This window comes from Marinovum algicola, assembly GCF_900109145.1.
GTDB classification, from domain to species: domain Bacteria; phylum Pseudomonadota; class Alphaproteobacteria; order Rhodobacterales; family Rhodobacteraceae; genus Marinovum; species Marinovum algicola.
Genome location: NZ_FNYY01000010.1, coordinates 111,134 through 134,920 on the forward strand (window position 1 = coordinate 111,134; position 23,787 = coordinate 134,920).

The 23,787-nt window shown below is 65.9% G+C and carries 24 protein-coding genes; 1 reads left to right on the top strand and 23 read right to left on the bottom strand.

Annotated features, from left to right (window positions below; translation table 11 throughout):
• Nucleotides 1-7: 7 nt before the first annotated feature.
• The 23 genes from BMW90_RS14680 to BMW90_RS14790 all read right to left on the bottom strand — a co-directional run bounded on the left by BMW90_RS14680 (nucleotide 8) and on the right by BMW90_RS14790 (nucleotide 22,632).
• The gene (locus tag BMW90_RS14680) at nucleotides 8-1,183 is read right to left on the bottom strand and encodes a peptidoglycan DD-metalloendopeptidase family protein (RefSeq protein WP_048532268.1); all 1,176 of its coding nucleotides are present in this window, start codon (nucleotides 1,181-1,183) and stop codon (nucleotides 8-10) included.
• Nucleotides 1,184-1,246: 63 nt separating this feature from the next.
• Nucleotides 1,247-1,891, bottom strand: a complete 645-nt coding sequence (locus BMW90_RS14685) for a protein-L-isoaspartate(D-aspartate) O-methyltransferase (protein ID WP_048532267.1) — start codon at nucleotides 1,889-1,891, stop codon at nucleotides 1,247-1,249.
• Entirely contained in the window at nucleotides 1,888-2,673 is a 786-nt protein-coding gene (surE, locus tag BMW90_RS14690; RefSeq protein ID WP_074837238.1) for a 5'/3'-nucleotidase SurE, read from the bottom strand. The genes BMW90_RS14685 and surE overlap by 4 nt, the downstream gene beginning before the upstream one ends.
• A gap of 117 nt (nucleotides 2,674-2,790) precedes the next feature.
• Nucleotides 2,791-3,438 (bottom strand): SDR family NAD(P)-dependent oxidoreductase, encoded by a 648-nt coding sequence (locus tag BMW90_RS14695; protein WP_074837293.1) that lies wholly within the window; start codon nucleotides 3,436-3,438, stop codon nucleotides 2,791-2,793.
• A 103-nt stretch (nucleotides 3,439-3,541) separates the two neighbouring features.
• A complete protein-coding gene (locus BMW90_RS14700; protein ID WP_048532265.1) occupies nucleotides 3,542-3,805 on the bottom strand; it encodes a hypothetical protein in 264 nt (87 codons plus the stop codon).
• Nucleotides 3,806-4,016: 211 nt separating this feature from the next.
• Nucleotides 4,017-5,474 carry an amidophosphoribosyltransferase gene (gene purF, locus BMW90_RS14705; protein ID WP_048533861.1) on the bottom strand — a complete coding sequence of 486 codons (1,458 nt, stop codon included), beginning with the start codon at nucleotides 5,472-5,474 and terminating at the stop codon, nucleotides 4,017-4,019.
• A gap of 238 nt (nucleotides 5,475-5,712) precedes the next feature.
• Entirely contained in the window at nucleotides 5,713-6,276 is a 564-nt protein-coding gene (locus BMW90_RS14710; protein WP_048532264.1) for a CvpA family protein, read from the bottom strand.
• A gap of 32 nt (nucleotides 6,277-6,308) precedes the next feature.
• Entirely contained in the window at nucleotides 6,309-7,676 is a 1,368-nt protein-coding gene (gene radA / locus BMW90_RS14715; protein ID WP_074837239.1) for a DNA repair protein RadA, read from the bottom strand.
• Between the two features lie 46 nt (nucleotides 7,677-7,722).
• Complete coding sequence (locus BMW90_RS14720) at nucleotides 7,723-8,508, bottom strand: hypothetical protein (RefSeq protein WP_074837240.1); 786 nt, start codon at nucleotides 8,506-8,508, stop codon at nucleotides 7,723-7,725.
• 109 nt (nucleotides 8,509-8,617) lie between these two features.
• Entirely contained in the window at nucleotides 8,618-9,052 is a 435-nt protein-coding gene (locus BMW90_RS14725; RefSeq protein ID WP_048533857.1) for a paraquat-inducible protein A, read from the bottom strand.
• 69 nt (nucleotides 9,053-9,121) lie between these two features.
• Entirely contained in the window at nucleotides 9,122-9,514 is a 393-nt protein-coding gene (locus BMW90_RS14730; protein ID WP_074837241.1) for a hypothetical protein, read from the bottom strand.
• Nucleotides 9,511-10,257, bottom strand: a complete 747-nt coding sequence (locus BMW90_RS14735; RefSeq protein WP_074837242.1) for an ABC transporter ATP-binding protein — start codon at nucleotides 10,255-10,257, stop codon at nucleotides 9,511-9,513. Before BMW90_RS14735 ends, BMW90_RS14730 begins: the two co-directional genes overlap by 4 nt.
• Nucleotides 10,254-11,039 (bottom strand): MlaE family ABC transporter permease, encoded by a 786-nt coding sequence (locus tag BMW90_RS14740; RefSeq protein ID WP_139211390.1) that lies wholly within the window; start codon nucleotides 11,037-11,039, stop codon nucleotides 10,254-10,256. The genes BMW90_RS14735 and BMW90_RS14740 overlap by 4 nt, the downstream gene beginning before the upstream one ends.
• Nucleotides 11,036-12,073, bottom strand: coding sequence for an alanine racemase (gene alr, locus BMW90_RS14745; protein WP_048532260.1), 1,038 nt, complete (start codon nucleotides 12,071-12,073; stop codon nucleotides 11,036-11,038). The genes BMW90_RS14740 and alr overlap by 4 nt, the downstream gene beginning before the upstream one ends.
• Nucleotides 12,074-12,269: 196 nt before the next feature.
• Nucleotides 12,270-13,760, bottom strand: coding sequence for a replicative DNA helicase (locus tag BMW90_RS14750; RefSeq protein WP_048532259.1), 1,491 nt, complete (start codon nucleotides 13,758-13,760; stop codon nucleotides 12,270-12,272).
• A 224-nt stretch (nucleotides 13,761-13,984) separates the two neighbouring features.
• On the bottom strand, nucleotides 13,985-14,662 hold the full coding sequence (locus BMW90_RS14755) for an orotate phosphoribosyltransferase (RefSeq protein WP_074837243.1): 678 nt from the start codon (nucleotides 14,660-14,662) through the stop codon (nucleotides 13,985-13,987).
• A 57-nt stretch (nucleotides 14,663-14,719) separates the two neighbouring features.
• A complete protein-coding gene (pyrC, locus tag BMW90_RS14760) occupies nucleotides 14,720-15,757 on the bottom strand; it encodes a dihydroorotase (RefSeq protein WP_074837244.1) in 1,038 nt (345 codons plus the stop codon).
• Between the two features lie 43 nt (nucleotides 15,758-15,800).
• Nucleotides 15,801-16,736: a phosphoadenosine phosphosulfate reductase gene (locus tag BMW90_RS14765; RefSeq protein ID WP_074837245.1), complete on the bottom strand. Its 936-nt coding sequence runs from the start codon at nucleotides 16,734-16,736 to the stop codon at nucleotides 15,801-15,803.
• Between the two features lie 121 nt (nucleotides 16,737-16,857).
• Nucleotides 16,858-17,898, bottom strand: a complete 1,041-nt coding sequence (locus tag BMW90_RS14770; protein WP_074837246.1) for a glycosyltransferase family 2 protein — start codon at nucleotides 17,896-17,898, stop codon at nucleotides 16,858-16,860.
• Between the two features lie 28 nt (nucleotides 17,899-17,926).
• Complete coding sequence (locus BMW90_RS14775; protein WP_074837247.1) at nucleotides 17,927-18,625, bottom strand: FkbM family methyltransferase; 699 nt, start codon at nucleotides 18,623-18,625, stop codon at nucleotides 17,927-17,929.
• Between the two features lies 1 nt (nucleotide 18,626).
• Nucleotides 18,627-20,954: a glycosyltransferase family 2 protein gene (locus BMW90_RS14780; protein ID WP_074837248.1), complete on the bottom strand. Its 2,328-nt coding sequence runs from the start codon at nucleotides 20,952-20,954 to the stop codon at nucleotides 18,627-18,629.
• The gene (locus BMW90_RS14785) at nucleotides 20,951-21,595 is read right to left on the bottom strand and encodes a sulfotransferase family protein (protein ID WP_074837249.1); all 645 of its coding nucleotides are present in this window, start codon (nucleotides 21,593-21,595) and stop codon (nucleotides 20,951-20,953) included. Before BMW90_RS14785 ends, BMW90_RS14780 begins: the two co-directional genes overlap by 4 nt.
• Nucleotides 21,592-22,632, bottom strand: a complete 1,041-nt coding sequence (locus tag BMW90_RS14790; protein WP_074837250.1) for a glycosyltransferase family 2 protein — start codon at nucleotides 22,630-22,632, stop codon at nucleotides 21,592-21,594. Before BMW90_RS14790 ends, BMW90_RS14785 begins: the two co-directional genes overlap by 4 nt.
• A gap of 230 nt (nucleotides 22,633-22,862) precedes the next feature.
• Between BMW90_RS14790 and BMW90_RS14795 the strand changes: the two genes are divergently transcribed.
• Nucleotides 22,863-23,774, top strand: coding sequence for an AAA family ATPase (locus BMW90_RS14795; protein ID WP_074837251.1), 912 nt, complete (start codon nucleotides 22,863-22,865; stop codon nucleotides 23,772-23,774).
• Nucleotides 23,775-23,787: the final 13 nt, after the last annotated feature.

Sequence of the window (23,787 nt, forward strand, 5' to 3'; positions counted from 1 at the left end):
CCTCGGATCAGCGGACGTAGGGCAGGGGGTCGACGCTTTCGAAACCTTCGCGCACTTCGAAGTGCAGATAGGCCGGATCGCCCGCCGCCACCTTGCCTAGGGTCTGGCCGCGGCTGACGCTGTCGCCCTTCTTGACGGTGATCCCATCGACATTGGCATAGACGGTCAGCACGTTGTCGGCATGTTTCACCACCACGATCGGCACCTGGTCGGCGCTGGCGGTGATTGCGGCCACGGTGCCGGCTTCGGCGGCCTTGACCGGGGTTCCGGCGCTGGCGGCGATGTCGATGCCGTCGTTGCGGCCCTTGGCGTATTCGCGGATCACCGAGCCGCTGACCGGCATCTGCATCCGTGTCGCCTTGGCCGGGGTCTTGGTCTGCTCCTTGCCGAGATCGGGCGAAGGCGGCGTCGGCACCGGCGTTGCGGCGGCGACCGGCGTCGCGGCGGGCAGCGGCTTGGCGGCGCTCGGCGGGGTCGGCGTGGGCGAGCCCTGGCCGGGTTCGGAGGTCTCCAGCGGTTCGGGCTCGGCGACGGCGGCCGTTTCGCGCACGGTGGGGATCAGCAGGAATTGCCCCTCGCGCACGGTAAATTCCTGGTCGAGACCGTTCCACTCGGCCAGAGAGCGCACCGAGACATTGTAGAGCCGCGAAATGGTAAAGGCGGTCTCGCCGCGCGCGACCTGGTGGCGCACCGGCTCGGTGCCGGTCTGGACCGGCGGAAGTTCGCTTGTCTGCACCGGCGTGGCGGCGGCATTGTCGATGGCGGCACCGGCAATCGCAGTGAGGTCGCGCGCCTCGGAGGCGGGGCGGATCGGGCCTGCGGCGGGTTCATCGACCTTGTAGGGCAGGGCGATGACCTCTCCGGCGCGCAGGCTGTCGTCGGGCCGCATGCCGTTGAACCGCGCCAGATCGGCCACGTTCATGCCGATGCGTCCGGCCAGTCCGCCCAGGGTATCGCCGCGCCGGGCCACCGCGACCTGATAATTGGGATAGGAAATAATCCCGCGATCGTCGGGACTTGGCCGGTTCGCTGTGGCATTGCGCGCCGCTTCGGACGTGTCATACCGGCTGTCGCCGATCTTGCCGCGCAGATCAAAATCGTTGGGCAGGCTCTCACAGCCCGCCAGAACGGCCAGCGCCGAGCCAGCCATGATCACCGGAAAGCGGGGCGGAAAACTCCACATCTCGATATCCCTCAAACTTCGTCCGGTTGGCCCGGATTTGACGTTAACATTTCTATACACCGTTCACGTGTCACGCCCAAGCCCTTCGACCAGCGGCACAAAGCGCACGGCGCGCAATTCGTCGTATTCAAAGCCCTCCGGCCCGCGTTTTACGCGGATCAGGCGCTGTACGGCGTCCGATTGGCCCACCGGCAGCACCATGACACCACCCACCCGCAGCTGCGCCAGAAGCGGCCCGGGCGGGTCTTCGGCGGCGGCGGTGACGAGGATGCGGTCAAACGGGGCCTGATCGGGCAGGCCAAAGGAGCCGTCGGCGGTGAAGGCGGTGATATTGGCCAGGTCGAGCTTGTCGAACACCGCCCGCGCCCCCTGCACCAGCCGCTTGTGGCGGTCGACGGTGTAGATGCGTCGCGCCAGTTGGCTCAGGATCGCCGCCTGATAGCCGGAGCCGGTGCCGACCTCGAGCACGGTGTCGCGCGGCTGCACGTCGAGCGCCTGGGTCATCAGCCCCACCACCGAGGGCTGGCTGATGGTCTGGCCGCAGGCGATCGGCAGGGGCATGTCCTCATAGGCGCGTTCGGAAAAGAAGCCCTGGATGAAATCGGCGCGGTCGATCTTTTCCATCGCCATCAGCACCCGCCGGTCGGTCACGCCCTTGGAACGGACGGCATAGAGGAACTGCATCTTGCGTTCGGCTTCGGGGCTCATTCCAGTACGCCCCGCAACGCCTCGAGCGCATCCGGCGCGGTCAGATCGGCGCGCATCGGGGTGACCGAGATATAGCCGTCGAGATTGACGCCGGCGTCGCTGTTGGCTGCCACCGGGGCGCGCTGGTCGCCGCCGCGGATCCAGAAGAACCGCCGGCCCGAGGGCGAGAGCTGCGGTTCGACGCTAAAGGCGGTGTTCTCGCGCAGGCCCTGCGGCGTGGCGCGGGTGCCCTTGACGCTCTTGGCCGAGACCGGCGGAAAGTTGATATTGTAGAACAGCTGATAGGCCGAGGGATTGGCCAGGCGCGCCTTGAGCACCCGGCGGACGACATCGGCGCCATGCTGGCGCGCGGCTTCGAAAGGATCGTCGAGGTCTCGGTTCTCGGGGCCATAGTATTGCGACAGCGCCATCGCCGGAAGCCCCTGAAGCGCGGCCTCGAGCGCGCCGCCCAGAGTGCCGGAATAAAGCGCGTTCTCGGCCGAATTGTTGCCGCGGTTCACGCCCGAGAGCACAAGGTCGGGCCTGTTGTCCTTCATCACGTCGTGCAGGCCGACCATGACGCAATCTGCCGGGCTGCCCTCGGCGGCATAGCGGCGCCTGCCCATTTCCGAGACCATGAAGGGATGGGTGTAAGAGATGCAATGCGCCACACCCGATTGCTCGAAGGCCGGGGCCACGGTCCAGACCTCGCCGTCGGGGCCTGCGATCTCGGTGGCGATCTGATGCAGAACCTTCAGGCCCGATGCGTTGATGCCGTCGTCATTGGTGATGAGAATGCGCATGAATACCCCAGGGAACAACTCGCTTCTGCTTAGTGGAGCAGGGGCCCCGGGGCAAGCCGGGGCAGGGCCGATCCGTCCCCGGACCGGTGCCGATTTACCATGCTGGCGGGGCTGGTCTCAGCCCAGCCCCAGCGTCGCCAGGACCCGGGCCGCCTCGTCCCGCGGGCGGGCCAGTTCGCCGGCATCCTGACCGGGAAAGAACCGTGCCCGGGTGCCGCTTGGCATCTGCGCCGGCTCCAGCACATGCACCTTGGGGCCCATGAGCTCGGTTTCTGACTGCCAGCTGCGCGCCAGTGCGATCTGCGCCGCCTTGGTGGCGCCGTAGGAGGCAAAGAATTTCTGCCCGGCGCGCGGATCGTCGAAGAACACGGCCTGCCCCTCGGTGCCCAGCAGGGGCGCGATAAAGGGGATCAACCGGCCCAGCGCGGTGACATTGACCTCTATGCTTTTCTGCCAGTCCTTCATGTCGAGGTGATCGGCCGGCGTCAGCGGCGCGGCATGCACCGCGGTGTGGCACCAGAGGTCGAGTTTGCCCCAGCGGTCATGGATGCCCCGACAGAGCTGCGCCATGGCGGCCTCGGTGGTGATGTCCATCGGCGCCAGGGTGGCGCTATGGCCTCTGGCCTGGATCCGGTCGTCAAGCTCTTCGAGCGCGCCGGTGGTGCGGGCCACGGCGATGATGTGATGCGTCGGCGCCAGCGCTTCGGCCAGCGCGGCGCCAAGCCCGCGGGAGGCGCCGGTGATCAGGGCGGTTTTCTCGGTCATGCGCCCGGGTTTGGTGCGGTTCGGCGCGAAGGTCAAGCGGGCGTCGCCGGAAAATGGCGGCCCCGCTCGGGGCGCCGCCATGTCCCGGACGGATCGCGGCCGGTCAGGAGCCGGGAATGGTCAGCTTGATGCCACGCCCGTCTTGCGAGATGTAGACCTCGCCATCGCGGATCGCGGTGACTTCGCCGCCATTGATATGTTCTCCGACGCTGACCGTGGAGACGCCGCCAAAGCCGTTGCGCAGGATGGCCTTGGTGCCGGATTGCGATGTCAGCGTGCCGAGCAGAACGGTTTCGGTCATCGGCAGTTCGGCTTTCTGCGTCGCCGCTGCCCGGGTTTCTGGTGTGATTTTGACAGTCTGTGCCATGTGGCTTTCCCCATACGTAAAAGCACCGCAAACCTATCGAGCAGGTGGTCGCACTGCGATGCTGCGAAAGGCATCTATGCAGTTCGGTGGGATAGGGAAAGTGACCGAAAGATCATCGGCAGAATGACGCCCCGATGCGCGACCGGGGCGGCAGATTACGGCTTGTTGCGGCACTCGGTCGCGTTTCGCGTCCGGCGGGATTGCCCCGAAGTTATTCCGCCGCCTTCATTTCAAAGCCTTTTTCGATCATATCCGCCGGCGTGACCGGATATTCGCCCGAGAAACAGGCGTCGCAATACTGCGGACAGGCCTTGTTGCGGCCCTCGGCCTCACCCACCGCGCGGTAAAGGCCGTCGAGCGAGATGAACTTCAGCGAATCGACCGCCAGGTGATCGCGCATCTCGTCTTCGCTCATGGTCGCGGCCAGCAGTTTTTCGCGCTGCGGGGTATCGACCCCGTAGAAGCACGGCCAGGCGGTAGGCGGCGAGGCGATGCGGAAATGCACCTCCTTGGCGCCGGCATCGAGGATCATTTCCTTGATCTTGCGGCTGGTCGTGCCGCGCACGACCGAGTCGTCGACCAGGATCACCCGCTTGCCTTCGATCAGCGCGCGGTTGACGTTGAGCTTGAGCCGCACGCCCATGTTGCGGATCTGCTCGGTCGGCTCGATGAAGGTGCGGCCCATGTACTGGTTGCGGATGATGCCCATGCCGTAGGGAATGCCGCTCTCATGCGCGAAACCGATCGCCGCCGGAGTGCCGCTGTCGGGCACCGGGCAGACGAGATCGGCCTCGACCGGGGCTTCGCGGGCCAGTTCGACGCCGATCTGGCGACGGGTCTCATAGACCGAGCGGCCGCCGAGGATGGAATCGGGACGCGAGAAATAGACATGTTCGAAGATGCAGAAGCGCGAACCTGCGGGGGCGAAAGGCCGGTGTGAGTGCACCTTGCCACCCTCGATCACCACCATTTCGCCGGGTTCGACCTCGCGCACCAGTTCGGCGCCGATGATGTCGAGCGCGCAGGTCTCGGAGCTGAGCGCATAGCCCTCGTCGCCGATCTTGCCCAGCACCAGCGGGCGCACGCCCAGCGGATCACGCACGCCGATCAGCTTGGTGCGGGTCATCGCCACGACGGAAAAGGCGCCTTCGACCCGGCGCAGCGCGTCCTGCATCCGTTCCGGCACCCGGCGTTGCAGCGAGCGGGCCATCAGATGGATGATGCATTCGCTGTCCGACGAAGACTGAAAGATCGAGCCGCGCTCGATCAGCTCGCGCCGCAGCGCATCGGCATTGGTGATATTGCCGTTGTGGGCGATCGCGGCGCCGCCCATCGAGAACTCGCCAAAGAACGGCTGCACATCGCGGATCGCGGTCTGGCCTTTCGATCCGGCGGTGGAATAGCGCACATGACCGATGGCGAGATCGCCGGGCAGCGTTTCCATCAGCGATTGCTTGGTGAAGTTGTCGCGCACATAGCCGAAGCGACGGGCCGAGTTGAAGCCGTGATCGGGGTGATACGAGACGATCCCCCCGGCTTCCTGGCCACGATGCTGAAGCGCGTGCAGGCCGAGCGCCACGAAATTGGCGGCGTCGGTTACTCCGACAACGCCGAAAACGCCGCATTCTTCTTTGAGTTTGTCGTCATCGAAAGGGTGGGCGGGGGGCATCTGGGCGTCGGCCAAGGGGTGGCTCCGAATCCGTTGTGGCTTACGGGGGTTACTTAAGCCCTCATGGCGCACATGTCACGGAACTATGACGGACTTGTGCAAAACTGGCGTGCGAGCACCTTACGTTGCGGCACCCAGCACCGTCCTTAGCGCCCAAGAGAGAGCCACAGGCCGCCCGATCAGGACCAGCTGCGGGAACAGCCGCTGTCCCGGATCGTGCGGGCGAGGATGGGCGGGCTTACTCGGCCGGGGCGTCGCAGACGCCGACAAGCTCTTCGTATTGCGTGGTGACCCAGCCCAGCGCCTGCTCGGGATTGCGCTCTTCGATGGCGTCGGTCATCCGGCCGAAGACCTGCGCCGAGCGCGAATCGTCGATCATCGCGATGTCCTGGCTGGTGATCACCGTCTCGTAGACAAAAAAGGCGATCGCTACCAACAGAATGCCGCGTGCCACGCCAAAGAGAAAACCGAGCCCCTGATCCAGTCCGCCAAGCGCCGAGCGCTGGACGATCGAGGAAAACAGCGGCGTAAAGAGCGAGACAACCACCAGCGCTCCGGCAAAGACCACGGCAAAGGCGGTGATGATGCTCAGTTCGCAGCTGTCGCGGATGAAATCGCCGAGCACGGGAATTTCCTTGACCAGCGGATCGACCTGCGGGGCAAAGATGAAGGCGAGGATCGCGGCGGCGACCCAGCCGGCAATCGCCATGGTTTCGCGCACAAGGCCGCGCGAATAGGCCAGCAGCGCGGATAGCACGATGACAACGGCCACAATGCCGTCAACCAGTGTAAAACCTTCCATGTCCTGCCCTTCACTGCCCTTGGCGGTGCCGCTTACCCGGCACCAAACGTTTCGCCCACGAATGCGGTCAGATCGGCCATGCGGTTGAGCGAGAGGCCGCCGTTGCCCGACATCTTGCCGCCCTCGGGCACGATCGCGGATGTAAAACCAAGTTTGGCCGCTTCTTTCAACCTGTTTTCGCTCTGACCCACCGGGCGCAGGGCACCAGATAGGCTGATTTCGCCGAAAACCACCGTTTCCGGCGGCAATGCCGCATCTTCGCGCGCGGAAAGCAATGCCGCCGCGACGGCCAGATCCGCCGCCGGTTCGCTGACCTTCATGCCGCCGGCGACATTGAGGTAGACGTCGAGCCCGGCAAAGGGGATGCCGCAACGCGCCTCGAGCACCGCGAGAATCATCGCCAGCCGCGAGCCGTCCCACCCGACGACCGAGCGCCGCGCCTGGGCATGCGGCGTCGGCGCGACCAGCGCCTGCATCTCGACCAGTACCGGCCGCGTGCCTTCGATGCCGGAGAACACCACCGAGCCGGGGGCCGGGGTGCCGCGTTCGCTGAGAAACAGCGCCGAGGGGTTGAGTACCTCCTGCAAGCCGCTGCCGGTCATCTCGAAGACGCCGATCTCATCCGCCGGGCCGAACCGGTTCTTGACCGCGCGCAGGATGCGGAACTGATGCCCGCGCTCGCCTTCGAAATAGAGCACGGTGTCGACCATGTGCTCGACCACCCGGGGGCCGGCGATCTGGCCGTCCTTGGTCACATGGCCGACCAGGATCACCGACATGCCCTTGCGCTTGGCGAAGGAGGTCAGCTCATGCGCCGCCGCCCGCACCTGAGACACCGAGCCCGGGGCAGAGCCCACGTTGTCGGCCCACATGGTCTGGATCGAATCGATGATCGCGAGTTGCGGCCGCTCCTGATCGAGCGTGGTCAGGATATCGCGCAGGTTGGTCTCGGCGCCGAGCCGCACCTCGGCCTGGGTCAGCCCCAGCCGCTGCGCCCGCATCCGCACCTGTGCGCTGGCCTCTTCGCCCGAGATGTAGACGGTTTTCAGCCCGGCGCCCGCAAAGCGCGCGGCGGCCTGCAACAGCAGGGTCGATTTGCCGATGCCGGGATCGCCGCCGACGAGGATGGCGCTGGCCGGAACCAGCCCGCCGCCCAGCACCCGGTCCAGCTCGTCCATGCCGGAATGGGTGCGGGGCGGGGGTGTCTCTTCGGTCGAGAGGTCCGACAGCGCCACGGCGCGGCCACGGGCGTCGCCCAGGGATTTTCCCGCCGGGCCGGCGGATATGCCGCTGTCCTCGGAAATCGAGTTCCATTCGCCGCAGGCTTCGCAGCGCCCCGACCATTTGGTGGTGACATTGCCGCAGGCGGTGCAGGAAAAGGTTGCTTTCGTCTTGGCCATAAGGCGTCATGCCCGAGGACAGACGCCTTGCCAAGTCGATCCTGAGCTATTCGGCGGCCTGGCGCCCGGCGAGTTCGATCATCCGGCCATTCGCCATCCGGCTGGCCTGCCGCAGGTCGGCGCCTTCGGGCAGGTCGAGTTCCGGCATCACGTCGGACAGAAGCTCCGACAGCCGCTGGATCTCGGAGCGGGCGATATCTTCCTCGATCTCGACCCGCATCGCCCAGTTGTGGATGTCGTTGGCGATCACCTTGGCCTCGTCGAGCCGCTCTTCGATCATCTTCACCTCTTGCTGGCGCTGCGCGAGGAAGGCGCGGGCCCGATCGACCTTTTCGTCGGAATAGACCTCGGCCAATTCGTGGCTGATCGCGCCCATCTGGGCCGCCACCTCGAGAAGATCGGTCTCGAGCACGTTCAGATCGGGGTGGTTGCGAAGAAAGATCATGCGTTCGCGAACCGCGTCGAATTCCGACTTGAGCTCGAAGACGCCGGCGCGGTCGGCCTTGTGGACGGCGTCATAGGCGCGGGCGACATCCTGCATGTTGATAGAAAAACGACGATGGCTGTTCTCCAGGCGCAAGATGCGCTGATTGGATGGCAGATAGACGACCAGGCCAAGCACCATGGCTGTCAAGGCAATCTGGACAATCCAGCCTAGATCGACCGGCGGATTGCTGCCGAACTGGATGGGCAGGGTCAGCCAGGAGGCTTGTCCCATGGCACTCGCGATTGTAAACCCGAGCAGGCCGATGCCGGCCACGGCATAAAAGGCCATGAAAATCATTTGGAAAACTACGGCGGCCAGCCGCAGGGCAGTGTGAAAATTGCGCATATGATCCCCCTAGGATCTGAAAATGGGCGGCCCAGAGGAGTATGCAGGCCTGCGACTTTTCGACCTAGAAGTATTTGATTGTCGGTCAACCTTTGCCGATCTGCTGTGATCAATATTTCGATTCGTTACGCTTTGTGAGAATTGAGCAGCCAATCGACGTCAGAATGCACAGGGTAAAGAGATACAGTCCCCAGAGCGTCTCGATTCGCCCGACGCCGATTCCCTTGATCACCGTGATGTAGAGCGCGATCAGAAAGACATCCGCCATCGCCAGCTTGCCCAGCAGGGTCAGCGCCGGCAAGAGCCGCGGGTCGGCCAGCCCGAAATGCACCAGCGCCAGGCCAATGGTCTTGAGGTAGGGGGCGAAAAGCGCAAAGAGCGTAACCACCAGCGCCAGCACCACGTCGCTCGACCACAGCGCCTGAAGCCCGGTGATGACGCTGATCCGTTCCAGCCCGAAAAGCGGCAGCAGCCCGGCCTGCATCAGAGGCGCGAACCAGGCCACCGGAAAGAGCACCAGCAAGGACAGGTTGATCCAGCGCATCTTGTCATGTCTCCGCACGGCCGCGCACCTGCGCCGCAGGCCGGATTTCATTCTCCGCAGGCGCCGCATTCAATAAAACCGCGTATATCCCCAAAGCCCCAGCAGCACCGCCAGCAGCACGACATGCGCCCAGTCGACCCATTTCCATGCCCGCCCGGCGACAAAGCCGGAGGCCAGCAGCGGCACAGAGGCGATCAGCGGCAGCATCATGCCCCCCGCCGGCTTGGTCATCAGCGTCGCCAGCCGGGGCAGCGGCCCGGTGTAGAGATTGAGCAGCGGCGGGCCGAAATGCGCCGCCATGCCCATCAGCGCCAGCGCCAGGCTGGCCAGCCCGAGCCAGCGGCTCGGGCCGCGCGCGGCGCCGGTGCGACACGCAGCCAAGATCGCCAGCAGCGGCAGATAGAGAAAGGTCTGAAGGCTCAGCAGCGCCATCACTGCCGGGCTCGGTTGCAGAAAGGTCATCGCACCGCCTCGATCGGGCCGTCGGCGCGGCCACGGATGAATTGAGCCAGATAGGGATCGTCGGCGCCGTCCATCTCGGAAATCGGGCCTTCCCACTGGATCACCCCGTCATGCAGCATCGCCACCCGGTCGGCGATAGTGCGCACCGAGGTCATGTCATGGGTGATGGTCATGGTCGTTGCGCCCATTTCGGTGACGATCTCGCGGATCAGCTCGTTGATGACGCCGGCCATGATCGGATCGAGACCGGTGGTTGGCTCGTCGAAAAAGATGATCTCGGGATCGGCGGCGATGGCGCGGGCGAGGCCGACGCGTTTCTGCATGCCGCCGGAGAGTTCAGAGGGGAAAAGATCGGCCACTGCGGCGCGCAGCCCGACCCGGCGCAGCTTGTCGATGGCGATCTCGCGCGCCTCTTCTTTCGGCCGCTTGAGCGCGCCGCGCAGCAGGCGAAAGGCGACGTTCTGCCAGACCGGCAGGCTGTCGAACAGTGCGCCGCCCTGAAACAGCATGCCGAAGCGCGCCAGAAAGGCATCGCGGTCGCCTTCGTGCACCTCGCGTCCATCGACCTCGATCCGGCCGCTGTCGGGTTCGACCAGCCCGAGCACCGATTTGATCGTCACCGACTTGCCGGTGCCCGAGCCGCCGATGATCACCATCGACTGGCCCTTGGGCACATGCAGGCTGACGCCGCGCAGAACGTGGTTGTCACCAAAGGATTTATGCACGTGGGTGAGGGTGATCATGCCGCGAAAAACACCTCGGTCAGGATGTAGTTGGCGGCAAAGATCAGCACCGAGGCGGTGACCACGGCCGATTTCGTCGCCCGGCCGACGCCCTGGGCGCCACGGCCCGAATTCATGCCGAAGTAACAGCCGCAGAGCGCGACGATAAAGCCAAAGACCGCGCCCTTGATCAGCCCCGAGGTCACGTCCCAGAGCTCGAGAAAGTCGAAGGTGTTCTTGAGGTAGGCGGCGGCGTTGAAATCGAGCCGCGTCACCCCAACGAGGTAGCCGCCGAGAATGCCGATGCTGTCGCCCACCGCCACCAGCACCGGAACCGCCAGCGTCGCCGCCACCACGCGCGGCACGGTGAGGTATTTCATCGGATGGGTCGACAGCGTCACCAGCGCGTCGATCTGTTCGGTCACCTTCATGGTGCCGATTTCGGCGGCAATCGACGACGCCACCCGCGCCGCCACCATCAGCCCGCCCAGCACCGGGCCCAGCTCGCGCACCATGCCGATGGCGACGATCGAGGGTACGGCGAATTCGGCCTGGAATCGCGCGCCGCCGTCATAGATCTGCAAGGCCAGCGCGCCGCCGGTAAACAGCGCCGTCATCCCCACCACCGGCAGCGACAGCCAGCCGATCTGCATCAGCGCCCAGCCGAACTCGCGCCAGTACCAGGGGGGCCGGAAGACATGGGCCACCGTCGCGCCGGCAAAGATCGCCACCCGTCCGACATAGGCCAGAAGCGCCAGCATGCTGCGTCCCAGCGCCGCGACAGGGGACAGCAGACCGCTCATTCGCCGCGATAGACCCGGCTCAGCCGCGCGCCCAGCGAGGTCAGGATTTCATAGCCGATGGTGTCGGCCCATCCGGCCAGCGTATCGATCGATTGGTGCTGGCCAAGAAGCTCGAGCCTGTCGGGCAACTCCGGCGCATCGGTCACGTCGACGCCGATCAGATCCATCGAGATCCGCCCCGCGACCGGGCAGCGCGTCTCGCCCGCCATCAGGCTGGCCCTGGGTCCCATGCCTCGGAGGATGCCGTCGCCGTAGCCGGCGGAAATCGTGGCGATGCGGCTGGGACGGCTGGCGGTGAAGCTGTTGCCATAGCCCACGGTCTCGCCCGGCTCCAGCTCGCGGACCTGGATCACCGGCACCTCGAGCGTCACCACCGGCGTCGCATCGACAAAGGGCAGCCCGCCATAAAGCCCGACGCCGGGGCGGGTCAGGTCGAAGTGATAGTCCGGCCCGAGGTGAATGCCGCCCGTCGCCGCCAGCGAACGCGGCACATCGATGCCATCGGTCATCTCGCGAAAGGCCTGCAACTGTCGCGCGTTCATCGGATGTGCCGCATCATCGGCGCAGGCCAGATGGCTCATCACCAGCACCGGGTTCTGGGCCAGGGCGATGTCACGCAGCGCGGCCCATTCGGCAGGCTCCATGCCCAGCCGATTCATGCCGGTGTCGAGTTGAATGCCGAAGGGCGCGCCGGGCAGGGCCTCGACGTGGCGCAGCATCTGGTCGATGTTGTTGATCATCGGCACCAGCGACAGATCGTTGATCATGTCGGTATCGCCCGGCATATGCCCGGAAAAGACGCAGATCTCAGGCCCCGGACCCAGCGCCTCGCGCAGGGCGGCGCCTTCCTCGGCCAGCGCCACGAAGAACCGGCGGGCCCCGGCGCGGGCCAGCGCACGCGCCACGCGGGGCGCACCAAGACCATAACCGTCGGCCTTGACCACTGCCGCCGTTTCGCCCTCGGAGCGGGCGTCGAGCGCGCGCCAATTGCTGCGCAGCGCGTCGAGATCGATTGTCAGTTTCGCCTGTGCCATGCGGGCTTAGTCGGGCGGCGCGTGCCCGAGGTCAAGGGGGAATTCAGAACCGCCGCGTGCATTCGCGGCTCTCCGCCAAGGGGCGGCGGCGGGCCTCGGAATGACTGCGGGCCGGACCTTGCCCTGTCCGACCCGCAAACCTGCCCTCGCTCGATTATTCCTGGAAGCCCCGGCCTCTGCCGCGGCTCCGAAAGTTCTAGAAGTTCTGGCCGCCGCCGTCCTGTTGCCAGGGTTTGACGAGGTTGCCGAAACGGGTGAACTGGCTTTCAAAGCTCAGCTCGACGGTGCCGATCGGGCCGTGACGCTGCTTGCCGATGATGACCTCGGCCTTGGCGTGCAGGCGTGACATGGCCTCCTGCCATTCCGCCATCTTGTCGAGTTCGTGATCGCCGGGTTTTTCCCGTTCCTTGTAATATTCCTCGCGGAACACGAACATCACCACGTCGGCATCCTGTTCGATCGAGCCCGATTCCCGCAGGTCCGACAGCTGCGGCCGCTTGTCCTCGCGACTTTCCACCTGACGCGAGAGCTGCGACAGCGCGACCACGGGAATGTTCAGCTCCTTGGCGATGGCTTTCAGGCCCATCGAGATCTCGGCGATCTCCTGCACCCGGTTGTCGGCGGTGCCGCGCGCGAGTTGCAGGTAGTCGATGATCAGAAGGTCGAGCCCATGGGTCCGCTTGAGCCGCCGGGCACGGGCGGCAAGCTGCGAGATCGGAATCGACGGCGTGTCGTCGATATAAAGCGGGCAGGCCTCGAGCGCCTTGGCGGCATCGACGAAGCGGCGGAATTCCTCTTCGGTCATGTCGCCCTGGCGGATCTTGTGGCTGGAGATCTCGGAGGCTTCGGCGAGAATACGGCCGGCCAGCTGCTCGGCGCTCATCTCGAGCGAGAAGAAGCCCACCACGCCGCCGTCGATCGCGCCTTCGCTGCCATCGGGACGCAGGCCGCGCTTGTAGGCCTTGGCCACATTGAAGGCGATGTTGGTGGCCAGCGAGGTCTTGCCCATCGAGGGCCGCCCGGCCAGGATCAGAAGATCCGAAGGGTGCAACCCGCCCAGCTTCTTGTCCATGTCGATCAGCCCGGTCGAGAGGCCCGCCAGCCCGCCTTCGCGCTGATAGGCGGCATTGGCCACATTGACCGCATCGGTCACCGCCTTGAGAAAGGATTGAAAGCCGCCCTCGGTCTGGCCCTGTTCGGCCAGCTTGTAGAGCTTCTGCTCGGCCTCGACGATCTGTTCGCGCGGCTCTGACGCCACATCGACCCGCGCTGCCTTGGCCGAGATGTCGCGGCCCAGCCCGATCAGGTCGCGGCGCACCGCGAGGTCATAGATCATCTGCGCATAGTCGCGCACCGCAAAGGCGCTGACCGCCGCGCCCGCCAGCCGCACCAGATAGGCGGCGCCGCCCAGCTCCTGAAGGCCTTCGTCATCTTCCATGAAGGCCTTGAGCGTGACCGGCGAGGCCAGGTTGTTCTTGGCGATGCGGGCGGCGGCGATGTCGAATATCCGCGCATGCACCGGTTCGTAGAAATGCCGCGCGCCGATGATCGAGGCGATGCGGTCGTAGACGTCGTTGTTGGTGAGAATTGCCCCCAGAAGCTGCTGCTCGGCCTCGATCGAATGCGGCATTGTCTCTTCGGATTGAATCTCCACGCCTGTGGGATTGATCGTTGTGATCTCGTTCATTGTGCCCGCTCTCGTCTTTGCCCCATGGTGCCCAGTTCTAGCCAAACCGGGGCCACCAATCCATCTGGATAACGCTGTGGATACCCCGCAGGGATAACTTTTGTGACCTTAGGTCACATCGCTTTTGCCTCGGCTCATATGGTAGCCGATTACAGGCGTTCTGCCAAATGTTGAATGTACCGGTGAGTCGCGGCCGGGTTTTCCCCAGCCGTCCACAGGTGGATTTATTTCTTGTTGGCTTCCTGCCACTTACGTGGATCGTTCAGGAAGGTCTCGACCTCCGTCAGCGTTTCGGCGGCGAATTTGCCCTGGCGCCTGGCCTCGGCCAGCACGTCCCACCAGGTGCAGAGATGGTGCAGCGCGACACCGTGATCGCCCAGCGTCTTCTCGGTCTCGGGGAAGATGTCGTAATAGAAGATCACCGCCGTATGGCCGCAGCTGGCGCCGGTCTCGCGGATCGCATCGACAAACGACAGCTTGGAGCCGCCGTCGGTTGTCAGGTCCTCGACCAGCAGCACCCGCTCGCCTTCGGACATCGCACCTTCGATCCGGGCGTTGCGGCCGTAGCCCTTGGGCTTCTTGCGCACATAGGTCATCGGCAGCGCCATGCGCTCGGCCACCAGCGCGGCAAAGGGGATGCCGGCCGTCTCGCCGCCGGCGATATTGTCGAAGGCCTCGAAACCGGCCTCGCGCATCACCGTGACGGCGAGGAAGTCCATCAGCGTCGACCGGATGCGCGGAAAGGAGATCAGCTTGCGGCAGTCGATGTAGCTCGGCGAGGGCAGGCCGGAAGCCAGGGTATAGGGCGCGTCGGTGTTGAAATTCACCGCGCCGATTTCCAGCAGCATGCGGGCGGTCAGGCGGGCGATTTCTTCCTTGGCGGGATAGGTCGAGGGGATCATGGCGAGGGTCCGTTGCTGTGGCAGGCGGTGGATTGCGTATTTGGAAAGAGAAGAAGATCAGGCGACATGCCAATGCACCGGAACGCCCGGGTCGAAGACGGTGACGGGGCCGTCCTCGGTCTCGATCTTGTCGGGGAAGGTCACGGCGTCGCCCCTGGTGAGGGTGATCGTGGCGTCGTTGACCGGCAGGCCGTAGAAGCCGGGGCCGTTGAGCGAGGCAAAGCCTTCGAGCTTGTCGAGCGCGCTTTCCTCTTCGAAGACATGAGCGAGCAGGGCCATGGTGTTGGTGGCGGTGAAACAGCCGGCGCAGCCGCAGGCGCTTTCCTTGTTCGGGTCGGTATGCGGCGCGCTGTCGGTGCCGAGGAAGAAGCGCGCGTCTCCGCTTGTGGCGGCGGCGCGCAGAGCGAGGCGGTGTTCCTCGCGCTTGGCCACCGGCAGGCAGTAGTAATGCGGCTTGATGCCACCGACCAGGATGTGGTTGCGGTTGATGATCAGGTGATGGGTGGTGATCGTGGCCCCGAGGTCGCGGTCGTTCGCCTTGACGTAATCGACGCCGTTTTTTGTGGTGATATGCTCCATCACCACCCGCAGGCCGGGGGTGGCGCGGCGGATCGGGTCGAGCACCCGGTCGATGAACACCGCCTCGCGGTCGAAGATGTCGATATCGGCATCGACCACCTCGCCATGGACGCAGAGAGGGCAGCCGATCTCGGCCATCCGTTCGAGCACCGGACGCACCCTGTCGAAATCCTGAACGCCGCTGGCGGAATTCGTCGTCGCACCGGCCGGGTAGAGCTTGACCGCGGTGATCAGCCCGCTGGCATGGGCGGCGGCCAGGTCGTCCGGGTCGGTGTCCTCGGTCAGATAGAGCGTCATCAGCGGGGTGAAATCCGCGCCCTCGGGCAGCGCCGCCAGGATGCGGTCGCGATAGGCCGCGGCATCGGCGCCGGTGACCACCGGGGGCACCAGATTGGGCATGATGATGGCGCGGGCGAAATGGCGTGTGGTTTCGGGCAGGACGGCGCGCAGCATGGCGCCGTCGCGCAGATGCAGGTGCCAGTCGTCGGGGCGGCGGAGGGTCAGGCTCTGGGTCATGCGCCAGCAGTTACACCAGCCGCGTGAGGGGTGCCAGAGGGCTTTAGCCGGCCTTTTTCTTGTCGGCCACGATCTCGTCGAGCCGGCGCTGGAACTTGGGCGCGCTCTGACGCGAGACCACGAAGCGGCAGAGCCGTTCGGCCAGCGCGGTGCGCCGGTCGCGATCCAGCGCGCCGAGCAGGTTGCGCAGATAGGGCGGATGGCTGCGCCGCGCTCGCATCAGCCGGTAGAAGCTTTGCGGGTCGAGCTTGCCGGTGCCGGCCTTGGCGAGAATGCGGAACAGGACCGACATCTCGAGCAGGTCGCTCTGGATCGTGTCGCCGAGGCCCGGCACCGGCAGCAGCGTGGTCTGCGGCCCGTGAAAGAGCGCGGCATGCATCGCGTCGAGCGGCTCGCGCGGGTCATAGATCACATACAGCTGATCGGCGCCCTGCGACATGTCGGGGGCATAGCCGTACCGCGAGGTGAAATCCATCGCGCGCAGATCGGTGAACCGGTCGTCCCAGCCGGCAAGCCGCGGATTGAGCGTCGCCTGCGGCTGGATCGCCACCACCGTCGCGCCCGGTGCCGCCACTGAAAAGGCCGTTGCCGCATAACCGCAGGGCCCGGCGCCATAGAAGATCACCCGGTCGAATTCGTCGAAGAAGCCATCGTCGGTCAGCTCGTCGAAGAATTCATAGACCTCGCCGGTGCGGAACCATGTCTCGCCGTCGCAGACCACGCCGAGATGCGACCAGCCCATCGCGCGCACCAGATCGAAGCCCAGCGGCTGGCCGGTCTCCGACAGGGCCTGGATGCCCTGAAAGCTTTCGAAGGTCACCAGCAGCGTATCGCCTTCCTCGATGAAGGCGGCGGCGTGTTTCGGGCCGAGCGGGGCATAGAATCCCTCTTCCTCGGCGATGTCCTTGAGCGCGCCGAACCACTTTGCCTTGGGCAAGGAAGTCATCGGCGCGTCAAATGTGTTCAGCGTGTCCTGCATCGTCAATTCCTCGGAGCGCACGCGGCTTTTGCGCGATTACCTCAGGGTTAAACGACAATTTAGGCGAAAGTTGGAAGAATTCCCCGAGGAACAAGGCGAATTCCTGACGAATTCTGCCTATTCAGGGGCTTAGTCGCTGGCTTCGCCGGGCATGGGCAATCAGCTTGCGAGCGGCGTCGCGCGGGAGGGGATGCGACGGCGGGGTCATCATCAGGCGGCCGAAGAGCGCGCGGTAGTCCTCGGTCTGCATCAGCTCGGCAAATCGTGCATGACGCCAGGCCACCGCCGCGGCATGCAGGCGGGCCAGCTCGGGGTCGGCGGCCAGCCGGGCGCGCTCCGCGGCCACCTCGGCGCCAAGCCGCAGGATGCTGCGATCTTCCTCGGTGTTGAAATTGCGGTCGGTCCAATAGTCCATGCCGAGCCGGTCGTCGGAATGCACCGCCCGGCCGCGGGCGGATTTCAGGACGAAGCTTTCCATCGCCCCCAGCGCGTAGTGATTGAGCTGGGCGAGGCGGCAATGGCGTTGCCCCAGCGGCGAGAACACCCGCCGGTCATGCGCCTGCAAATCGAGCGTGCGGCCCGCGCCATCGCGCCACTGCACCGCGCGGCCGTCGCGCAGCCCGCGCGGGCGGTGCACCCCCAACTGCCGGAAGCTTCCGTCGTTGCGATAGAGCGTCTTGAACATCTGCGCCCGCCACGGCCAATGCATCACCTCGGGGGCCGCGCGGGTAAAGACCTCGGGCACCGGGGCGTCGCGCCAGGCGATTTCGCCGGCATTGCCGAACAGCCGCCAGGTCAGGGTGATGGCGCTGGCTCCGGGCAGGGCGGCGATCAGATCGGGCAGCTGGTGGCCGCCGGTGTGAATGTTGACAAATTCGTCGATGTCGAGCGCCATCAGCCAGTCGGCCTGGCGCACCGGCTTGACCTTGCCCGCCAGCTTCAGCCCGGTGAACTGGATACCGGCCTGATGATAGGGCCCGTCGTTGCGGATGTGGGTGACGCCCCCCAGCGCCGCCAGCCGGTCGGCGATCAGATCGGTGCCGTCGGCGCAATCATTGGTGCAGATCACCACATGGGAAAAGCCCACCGTCCGGTGATGCGCCAGCCAGTCGAGCACAAAGGCGCCTTCGTCGCGCAGGCACAGGACGGCGGTGGCCTGCATCAGCGGGCTCCGGCGGGGGACATGCGGCTCACCATCCCCGGCGGAAGGTCACGACCTTGCCATGTGAGGCGCGCGGGAAATAGCTCAGCCCCGCGCCGTGCATGGCGTCAAACACCGCCTGAACACCGGACTGGCCGATCCATTGCGGATGCAGCTCGATCACCGCCGCACGCAGCGACGACCAGTCGCCGGCCGGCAAAAGCTCGGCCTCGCCGCCCTCGATGTCGCAGATCAGCACCTCTGGCCGCACCTCCTCGAGCACCGGGCCGATGGCCTGGCGCGCGACCTCGACGGTACCGGTGATGGCGCCAGGATCGACGGTGCCATCGAGCGACGAGCTGAGGATATTCTTGCGCAGGTAAAACGGCAGAGGGGCGCCACCCTCGGGGGTGAGCAGCGCATTGCGCAGCTCGATCCGCTCGGCACCATTGGCGGCGTGCATCCGGCGGATATGCGGGATCAGTGCCGGGTTGGCCTCGTAGCACACCAGCCGCCGGGCCTGTCGCTGGGTGGCGATCAGCGTCGAGACATAGCCGATGCCGCCGCCCAGTTCGAGCACCCGGTCGCCTTTCTGCACAACCCGCATCACGGCCTCGCATTCCTTGCGCTCAAAGGTCTCGGCCCGAAGCGCGGCACGGATCCGGCCTGTGGTGATGCCAGGATGGCGCGGCACCCGCATCCCGCGCGAGCGGATAAAGCCCCGGGCGGGCGGCGTCTCGACGTTCATCTCAGGTCTCCATGTCGAGCGCCAGCGCATAGGCCGCGCGTTCGGTTTCGGTCAGGCGCAGGGCCATGGCCTGGTCGTATAGCTCGGCGAATTCCGGCACCTGCCGCAGCTCGGCGGCCTTGGCCCGGTGCCAGGCCAGCCCCCTGGCGTGCCACTCGGACAGCACCGGATCGGCCAGCAGCCGGTCGTATTCCGCCCGCACCCGCGGCAGGTTGCGCTTGATGGTGATGTCGCGGTGATCGTTCCAGTCCATGCGAATCCAGTAGTTCAGACCGATGGTCCGGTCGACATGCAGCGCCCGGCCGCGCTGGCGCTTGATCAGGAAGCTCTCGGCCGAACGCAGGGCGTAGTGGTTGAGCTGCAAGAGGTCATAGCCGATCGAGCGCTTGGAATTGCGCCAGCCGTTCTTCTTGACCTCGTCGCCCATCGGCAGGCCCGAGCCGTTGACCCAATGCACCCGCTCGGCCATGTCCGGCACAAGCTTGTTGGGCCGGTGGCAGGAGAGTTTCTCGTAGGCGCCGATATTGCGCACCATGGTCTTGAACCCCCAAGCGGTGTGCGGCTTGGGGCAGAACTTCGGCGCGCAGCTGTCGAATTGGTCGATGACAAAGTTGTCGTCGAGACTGGTGACACCGTTGTGGCCGAACAGCCGCCAGGTCATGGCGACATTGGTGGCCTCGGGCACCCGGTCGAGGAAATCCTGAAGCGTGCCATTGCCGCAGCGAATGTTCATGAATTCATCGACGTCGATATGAATGATCCACTCGGCCTGGCGGATCACCGGCTCTTTCAGCGACTGGTTGAGCGCATATTGCTGCGGCGACTTGCCCGACCAATTCTCGTTGTCGCGGTGCTCGATCACGCCAAGGGTTTGCAGGCGATCGAGGATCTCGTCGGTGCCGTCGGCGCAGCCGTTGGTGTAGATCAGGAAACTGTCGATGCCGATGACGCGGTGATAGGCGATCCATTCCAGGATGTAGGGCGCTTCGTTCTTCATGCAGCCGACAATGACATTGCCGCTCGAGCCCGGCGGCAGGCGGCGCGCCGGAGCCAGGGCAAAGGCCTGGGCCAGCTCTTCCTCGTTGACCCGCCCGAGCCGGTTGTGCGGCGCGAATGGCCCGCCCCGCAGTTGCGCGAATTTCTCTTTCGCCAGCTGCGGCATCAGCGCGGCAGCCTGGCGCGACAGCCCCGCGACATCGGCCCCGTTCGCGGCGCGGTCGGCGGCGCGCGCCTCGCGGGTGGATTTTTCGATCCGGGGGAGGGCCGCCAGCAGGTGTTGCGAGGCGCGGTAGCCCTCCGTCGTCTCGGCCTCCTGCCAGCGCGCGAGCGGTCGGTCGGCGGCAAAGGCGGCGGCCAGGGCCGGCGTCTCCTGCGCAAGCGCCGCCAGGTCGCCGGCAAACCGCGCGGCAATCGACGCCAGCGTTCCGGCCTGCATCGCCGAGCCGGGCCACCGCAGATCGCCCAGCATCCGTTTCCAGATCTGCCGCGATACCCGGTGATCGCCCTGTGCCAGAAGCCGGGTGAGGACATCGTTGAACTGCCGCGCGCGCGCCATCCATTCCGCCGACGGCATGGCGGGCGCGGTGATCGCCTCATGCTTGCCGATCTGCGCGTCGAGGCCAAGGCAGGTGCGCAGCTCTTCGGTCACATCCTCGCGGCAGAGTGCCGCCACCTCCAGCGGCCGAAACCGCACCGATCCGGCGCCAAAGACTGCCTCCCAATGGCGCCGCAGGGCGGGGTAGTCGAGCCAGGCCGGCGCCATCTGCACCTCGGGGAATATCCCCTGGTCGGGGCGCGCCCGGGGCCGGTCGGCCAGCGCCGCCGCCCACCAGTCGGGGCAATCGGCCAGCCGCAGTTCGAGCTCGAGCGGCCGCATCCGCCCATCCAGAACCTGCACGATATACTGCCGCAACAGCATCCGCGCCGGGCAGTCCAGATGGGCAATCACCTCGACCCGATCGGAAATCGGCGCCAGCACGGCCTTCAGCCGCTCCAGCTCGGAGCCGGTCAGCAGGCTGCTGCCGAACTGATGCGCCGAGAGGATCAGATGCCCGGCGCCGCTGGCCTCGACCTCGCGTGCCAGCGCCTCGGTCACATCGGCACGCAGCTGCGCCTGCCGCTCGGGCGCGGCAAAGCCCCGGTTGTGGCGCAGGGTGTCCACCGCGCCGGGATCGCTCACCGCCATGAACAGCCGCGTGTGGTTGCGCGCGCCCGGCGTGCGGGCAAACAGCACGCCATTGCGCAAGAGCTGCCGCCGCTTGGCGTCCAGCACCTGCTGAAGCCGTGTCGTGGCCCAGAGGTCGGGCCCGATATGCAGGCTGATTTTCATGCGCTGTCATCCTCTTGCGCGGCGCGCACCGGGTTCACGTTGGTTTTGCCCCACCATGGCAGGTCGCGGCCCAGGAACGCGCCGATCCGCGCCGGCGCCGCCCCATCGGCCACGTCGATCCGCAGGAACTCGTCACAGCCGGCGAAATACCGGTCGAGCGCGGCGTAATGCCCGGCGATCCAGGTCTCGCGTTCGCGGGTCGTCACGCCATAGCCGGCGGGCAGGCCAGGAATATCCGCGGCCGGGAGCCGCTCTGTCCCGAGGTTCGACCAGCGCAGCATGGAATCCGCGATCTCCTCGGGCCGCCGCCAGGTCGCCAGAAACCGCGTGCCCGGGTGACAGGCGCGAATGGCGGCCAGCAACCCGAAATCGAACTGCGGCCAGATCGAGCGCGGCGGGCGCAGGGCGTTGATCTCGGCAAAGCCGTCAAAGACGTCGAGCCCGTGCAGCGGATCGCCACGCAGGAAATAGCCGTCATACATCATCTCGCCGACGAACCGTCCGTGCAGCGCGGCGTCGTCGGTCTGCACCGGCTTGATCCGGTGATCGGCCACATGCAGACCGGCCTTGCGCAGCGCGCGGGCCAGCGTGGTGGTGCCCGATTTCGGCAGCCCGAGGTTGATGACCCGCAACCGGCTCATGGCAGGGCCAGAACCGGCGCGGCGCCGATCCGCGCCAAGAGCTCGTCTTCGCCCGGCGGCAGGGTCGACGCCGTGCGCAGCTGCGCCTGCATCGCCTGATAGCGCGCCTGCTGCACCAGCGCATCGCGCCGCGCCCGGTGCAGGCGCACGCATTCCGCATGCAGTTCCGCCACGCCGGGCAGCGCCTTCAGGGCCGCGATCTGCGCCTCGAGCTTCGGCAGCATCCGCAGGATCGAGCGTTCTTCGCAGGCGCCATCGTTGCGCTCGCGCCAGTAGCTGTCGTCGAATTCCCGGTTCTCGCGGTTGACGTCGCCGCGGTCGTTCTTGACCAGGTAACTGTCGAGCGAGCGCAGCGCGTAATGGTTCAGCGTGGCGAAACTGCGCGCGCCCTTGGCCGGGAACTTGCGGATCCGTCGCTTGTTGGCGGCCCGCAAAAAGGCCTCGGGCACATCGCGCCCTGCACCGTCCTTCCAGACCGGCGCCGCCGCTTTGTTTGGCTTGTGAAACGGCCGATGCGCGCCGTAATATTGCAGCGGAAAATCACCCCGCACCAGTGTCTTGACCTCGATCGCGCTCTCGCCGCACCAGAGGTCGGGGGCGTGGCAGCGGGTGAACTGGCCGATCACCGGTCGGTCTTCGAAACGCGTGACCCCGGCATTGGCAAAGAACCGGAAACTCACCGAGATGGCCTGCGGATCGCCACAGGCCGCGATCAGCGCCGGGATGCTGTGATCGCCGACGTGGATGTTGAGGAACTCGTCGACATCCGCCACCCAGAGCCAATCGGCGGCGTGCACCATCTCCTGCCCGCGGGCGTGTTTGAGCGCCTCCATCTGGTAATTGCGGCCTTCGGCCGGATTGGCCAGATGGGCCACCACGCCATGCGCCGCCAACCGATCCAGCAACCTGTCGGTGCCATCGGAGCAATCGTTGGAATAGAACAGGTGATCGCGCACGCCGATCACCCGGTTGTAGGCAATCCATTCCAGCAGGAACGGGCCTTCGTTCTTGACACATGTCACGGCGGCTATGCGCATGAAACCGCACCCTTACCGTCGTGTTTGACGCTCTGCATTGCCGCCCCGTGATCGCGGATCGCCGCGATACTGCCGCCTCTTGGTTATCTTTTTGCAAAAACTCGCATGTTGCCGGCCCTGCGTCAATTGCGCTGCCGCCGGGACGGGCGAACCGGAGGCAACGCGACTTTTGTCGTCTTGACCCCAAAGACGGCGCGTGTAGCCCTTGCTGCACAAGGGAGAGGGCTTGAATGACACAGACACCGGCAAGCATCGACGCGGTTCAGACCATGCTGGGCGCTCAGGATTACGTCTGCGACCGGGCGCTCGGCACGGTGACCTTTCTGGCGCTCACCCTGGGCAAGCCGCTGTTTCTCGAGGGCGAGCCGGGCACCGGCAAGACCGAGATCGCCAAGGCCATCGCCCGGGGCCTCGGCCGCCGGCTGATCCGCCTGCAATGCTACGAGGGGCTCGACGCCGGCTCGGCGGTCTATGAATGGAATTTTCCGGCCCAGATGGTGGCGATCCGCACCGCCGAGGCCGAGGGCGTCGCCGACCGCAACCTGCTGAAATCCGAGCTCTTCGGCCCCGACTACCTGATCGAACGCCCGCTGCTCGAGGCGATGCGGCCCGACGAGGCTGGCGCCCCGGTGCTGCTGATCGACGAACTCGACCGCACCGACGAGCCCTTCGAGGCCTTCCTGCTCGAGGCGCTGTCGGATTACCAGGTCACCATCCCCGAGCTCGGCACCATCAAGGCGCCGGAACCGCCGATCGTCATCCTGACCTCGAACCGCACCCGCGAGGTGCACGACGCGCTGAAACGCCGCTGCCTTTACCATTGGGTCGATTACCCCGATTTCGGCCGCGAGATGGAGATCCTGCACGCCCGCGTGCCCGAGGCCGCCGAGACCCTCTCGCGCGAGATCGTGGCCTTCGTGCAGCGCCTGCGCACCGAGGACATCTTCAAGCGCCCCGGTGTCGCCGAAACCATCGACTGGGCGAAATGCCTGCTCGCCCTCGATGTCATCGCGCTGTCGCCGCAGGTGATTTCCGACACCCTCGGCGCGATCCTGAAATACCAGGACGACATCGCCCGCCTGCAAGGCTCCGAGGCCAAGCGCATCCTCGACGAGGCCCGCGCCTCCCTCGAACCCGCCTGAACCAGAACGCCGA

Bases quoted from the DNA above. Each gene is read 5' to 3' on its own strand.
- BMW90_RS14680 (WP_048532268.1), bottom strand. From the start codon at position 1,183: ATGTGGAGTTTTCCGCCCCGCTTTCCGGTGATCATGGCTGGCTCGGCG.
- BMW90_RS14685 (WP_048532267.1), bottom strand. From the start codon at position 1,891: ATGAGCCCCGAAGCCGAACGCAAGATGCAGTTCCTCTATGCCGTCCGT.
- surE (WP_074837238.1), bottom strand. From the start codon at position 2,673: ATGCGCATTCTCATCACCAATGACGACGGCATCAACGCATCGGGCCTG.
- BMW90_RS14695 (WP_074837293.1), bottom strand. From the start codon at position 3,438: ATGACCGAGAAAACCGCCCTGATCACCGGCGCCTCCCGCGGGCTTGGC.
- BMW90_RS14700 (WP_048532265.1), bottom strand. From the start codon at position 3,805: ATGGCACAGACTGTCAAAATCACACCAGAAACCCGGGCAGCGGCGACG.
- purF (WP_048533861.1), bottom strand. From the start codon at position 5,474: ATGCCCCCCGCCCACCCTTTCGATGACGACAAACTCAAAGAAGAATGC.
- BMW90_RS14710 (WP_048532264.1), bottom strand. From the start codon at position 6,276: ATGGAAGGTTTTACACTGGTTGACGGCATTGTGGCCGTTGTCATCGTG.
- radA (WP_074837239.1), bottom strand. From the start codon at position 7,676: ATGGCCAAGACGAAAGCAACCTTTTCCTGCACCGCCTGCGGCAATGTC.
- BMW90_RS14720 (WP_074837240.1), bottom strand. From the start codon at position 8,508: ATGCGCAATTTTCACACTGCCCTGCGGCTGGCCGCCGTAGTTTTCCAA.
- BMW90_RS14725 (WP_048533857.1), bottom strand. From the start codon at position 9,052: ATGCGCTGGATCAACCTGTCCTTGCTGGTGCTCTTTCCGGTGGCCTGG.
- BMW90_RS14730 (WP_074837241.1), bottom strand. From the start codon at position 9,514: ATGACCTTTCTGCAACCGAGCCCGGCAGTGATGGCGCTGCTGAGCCTT.
- BMW90_RS14735 (WP_074837242.1), bottom strand. From the start codon at position 10,257: ATGATCACCCTCACCCACGTGCATAAATCCTTTGGTGACAACCACGTT.
- BMW90_RS14740 (WP_139211390.1), bottom strand. From the start codon at position 11,039: ATGAGCGGTCTGCTGTCCCCTGTCGCGGCGCTGGGACGCAGCATGCTG.
- alr (WP_048532260.1), bottom strand. From the start codon at position 12,073: ATGGCACAGGCGAAACTGACAATCGATCTCGACGCGCTGCGCAGCAAT.
- BMW90_RS14750 (WP_048532259.1), bottom strand. From the start codon at position 13,760: ATGAACGAGATCACAACGATCAATCCCACAGGCGTGGAGATTCAATCC.
- BMW90_RS14755 (WP_074837243.1), bottom strand. From the start codon at position 14,662: ATGATCCCCTCGACCTATCCCGCCAAGGAAGAAATCGCCCGCCTGACC.
- pyrC (WP_074837244.1), bottom strand. From the start codon at position 15,757: ATGACCCAGAGCCTGACCCTCCGCCGCCCCGACGACTGGCACCTGCAT.
- BMW90_RS14765 (WP_074837245.1), bottom strand. From the start codon at position 16,736: ATGCAGGACACGCTGAACACATTTGACGCGCCGATGACTTCCTTGCCC.
- BMW90_RS14770 (WP_074837246.1), bottom strand. From the start codon at position 17,898: ATGCAGGCCACCGCCGTCCTGTGCCTGCGCGACGAAGGCGCCTTTGTG.
- BMW90_RS14775 (WP_074837247.1), bottom strand. From the start codon at position 18,625: ATGAACGTCGAGACGCCGCCCGCCCGGGGCTTTATCCGCTCGCGCGGG.
- BMW90_RS14780 (WP_074837248.1), bottom strand. From the start codon at position 20,954: ATGAAAATCAGCCTGCATATCGGGCCCGACCTCTGGGCCACGACACGG.
- BMW90_RS14785 (WP_074837249.1), bottom strand. From the start codon at position 21,595: ATGAGCCGGTTGCGGGTCATCAACCTCGGGCTGCCGAAATCGGGCACC.
- BMW90_RS14790 (WP_074837250.1), bottom strand. From the start codon at position 22,632: ATGCGCATAGCCGCCGTGACATGTGTCAAGAACGAAGGCCCGTTCCTG.
- BMW90_RS14795 (WP_074837251.1), top strand. From the start codon at position 22,863: ATGACACAGACACCGGCAAGCATCGACGCGGTTCAGACCATGCTGGGC.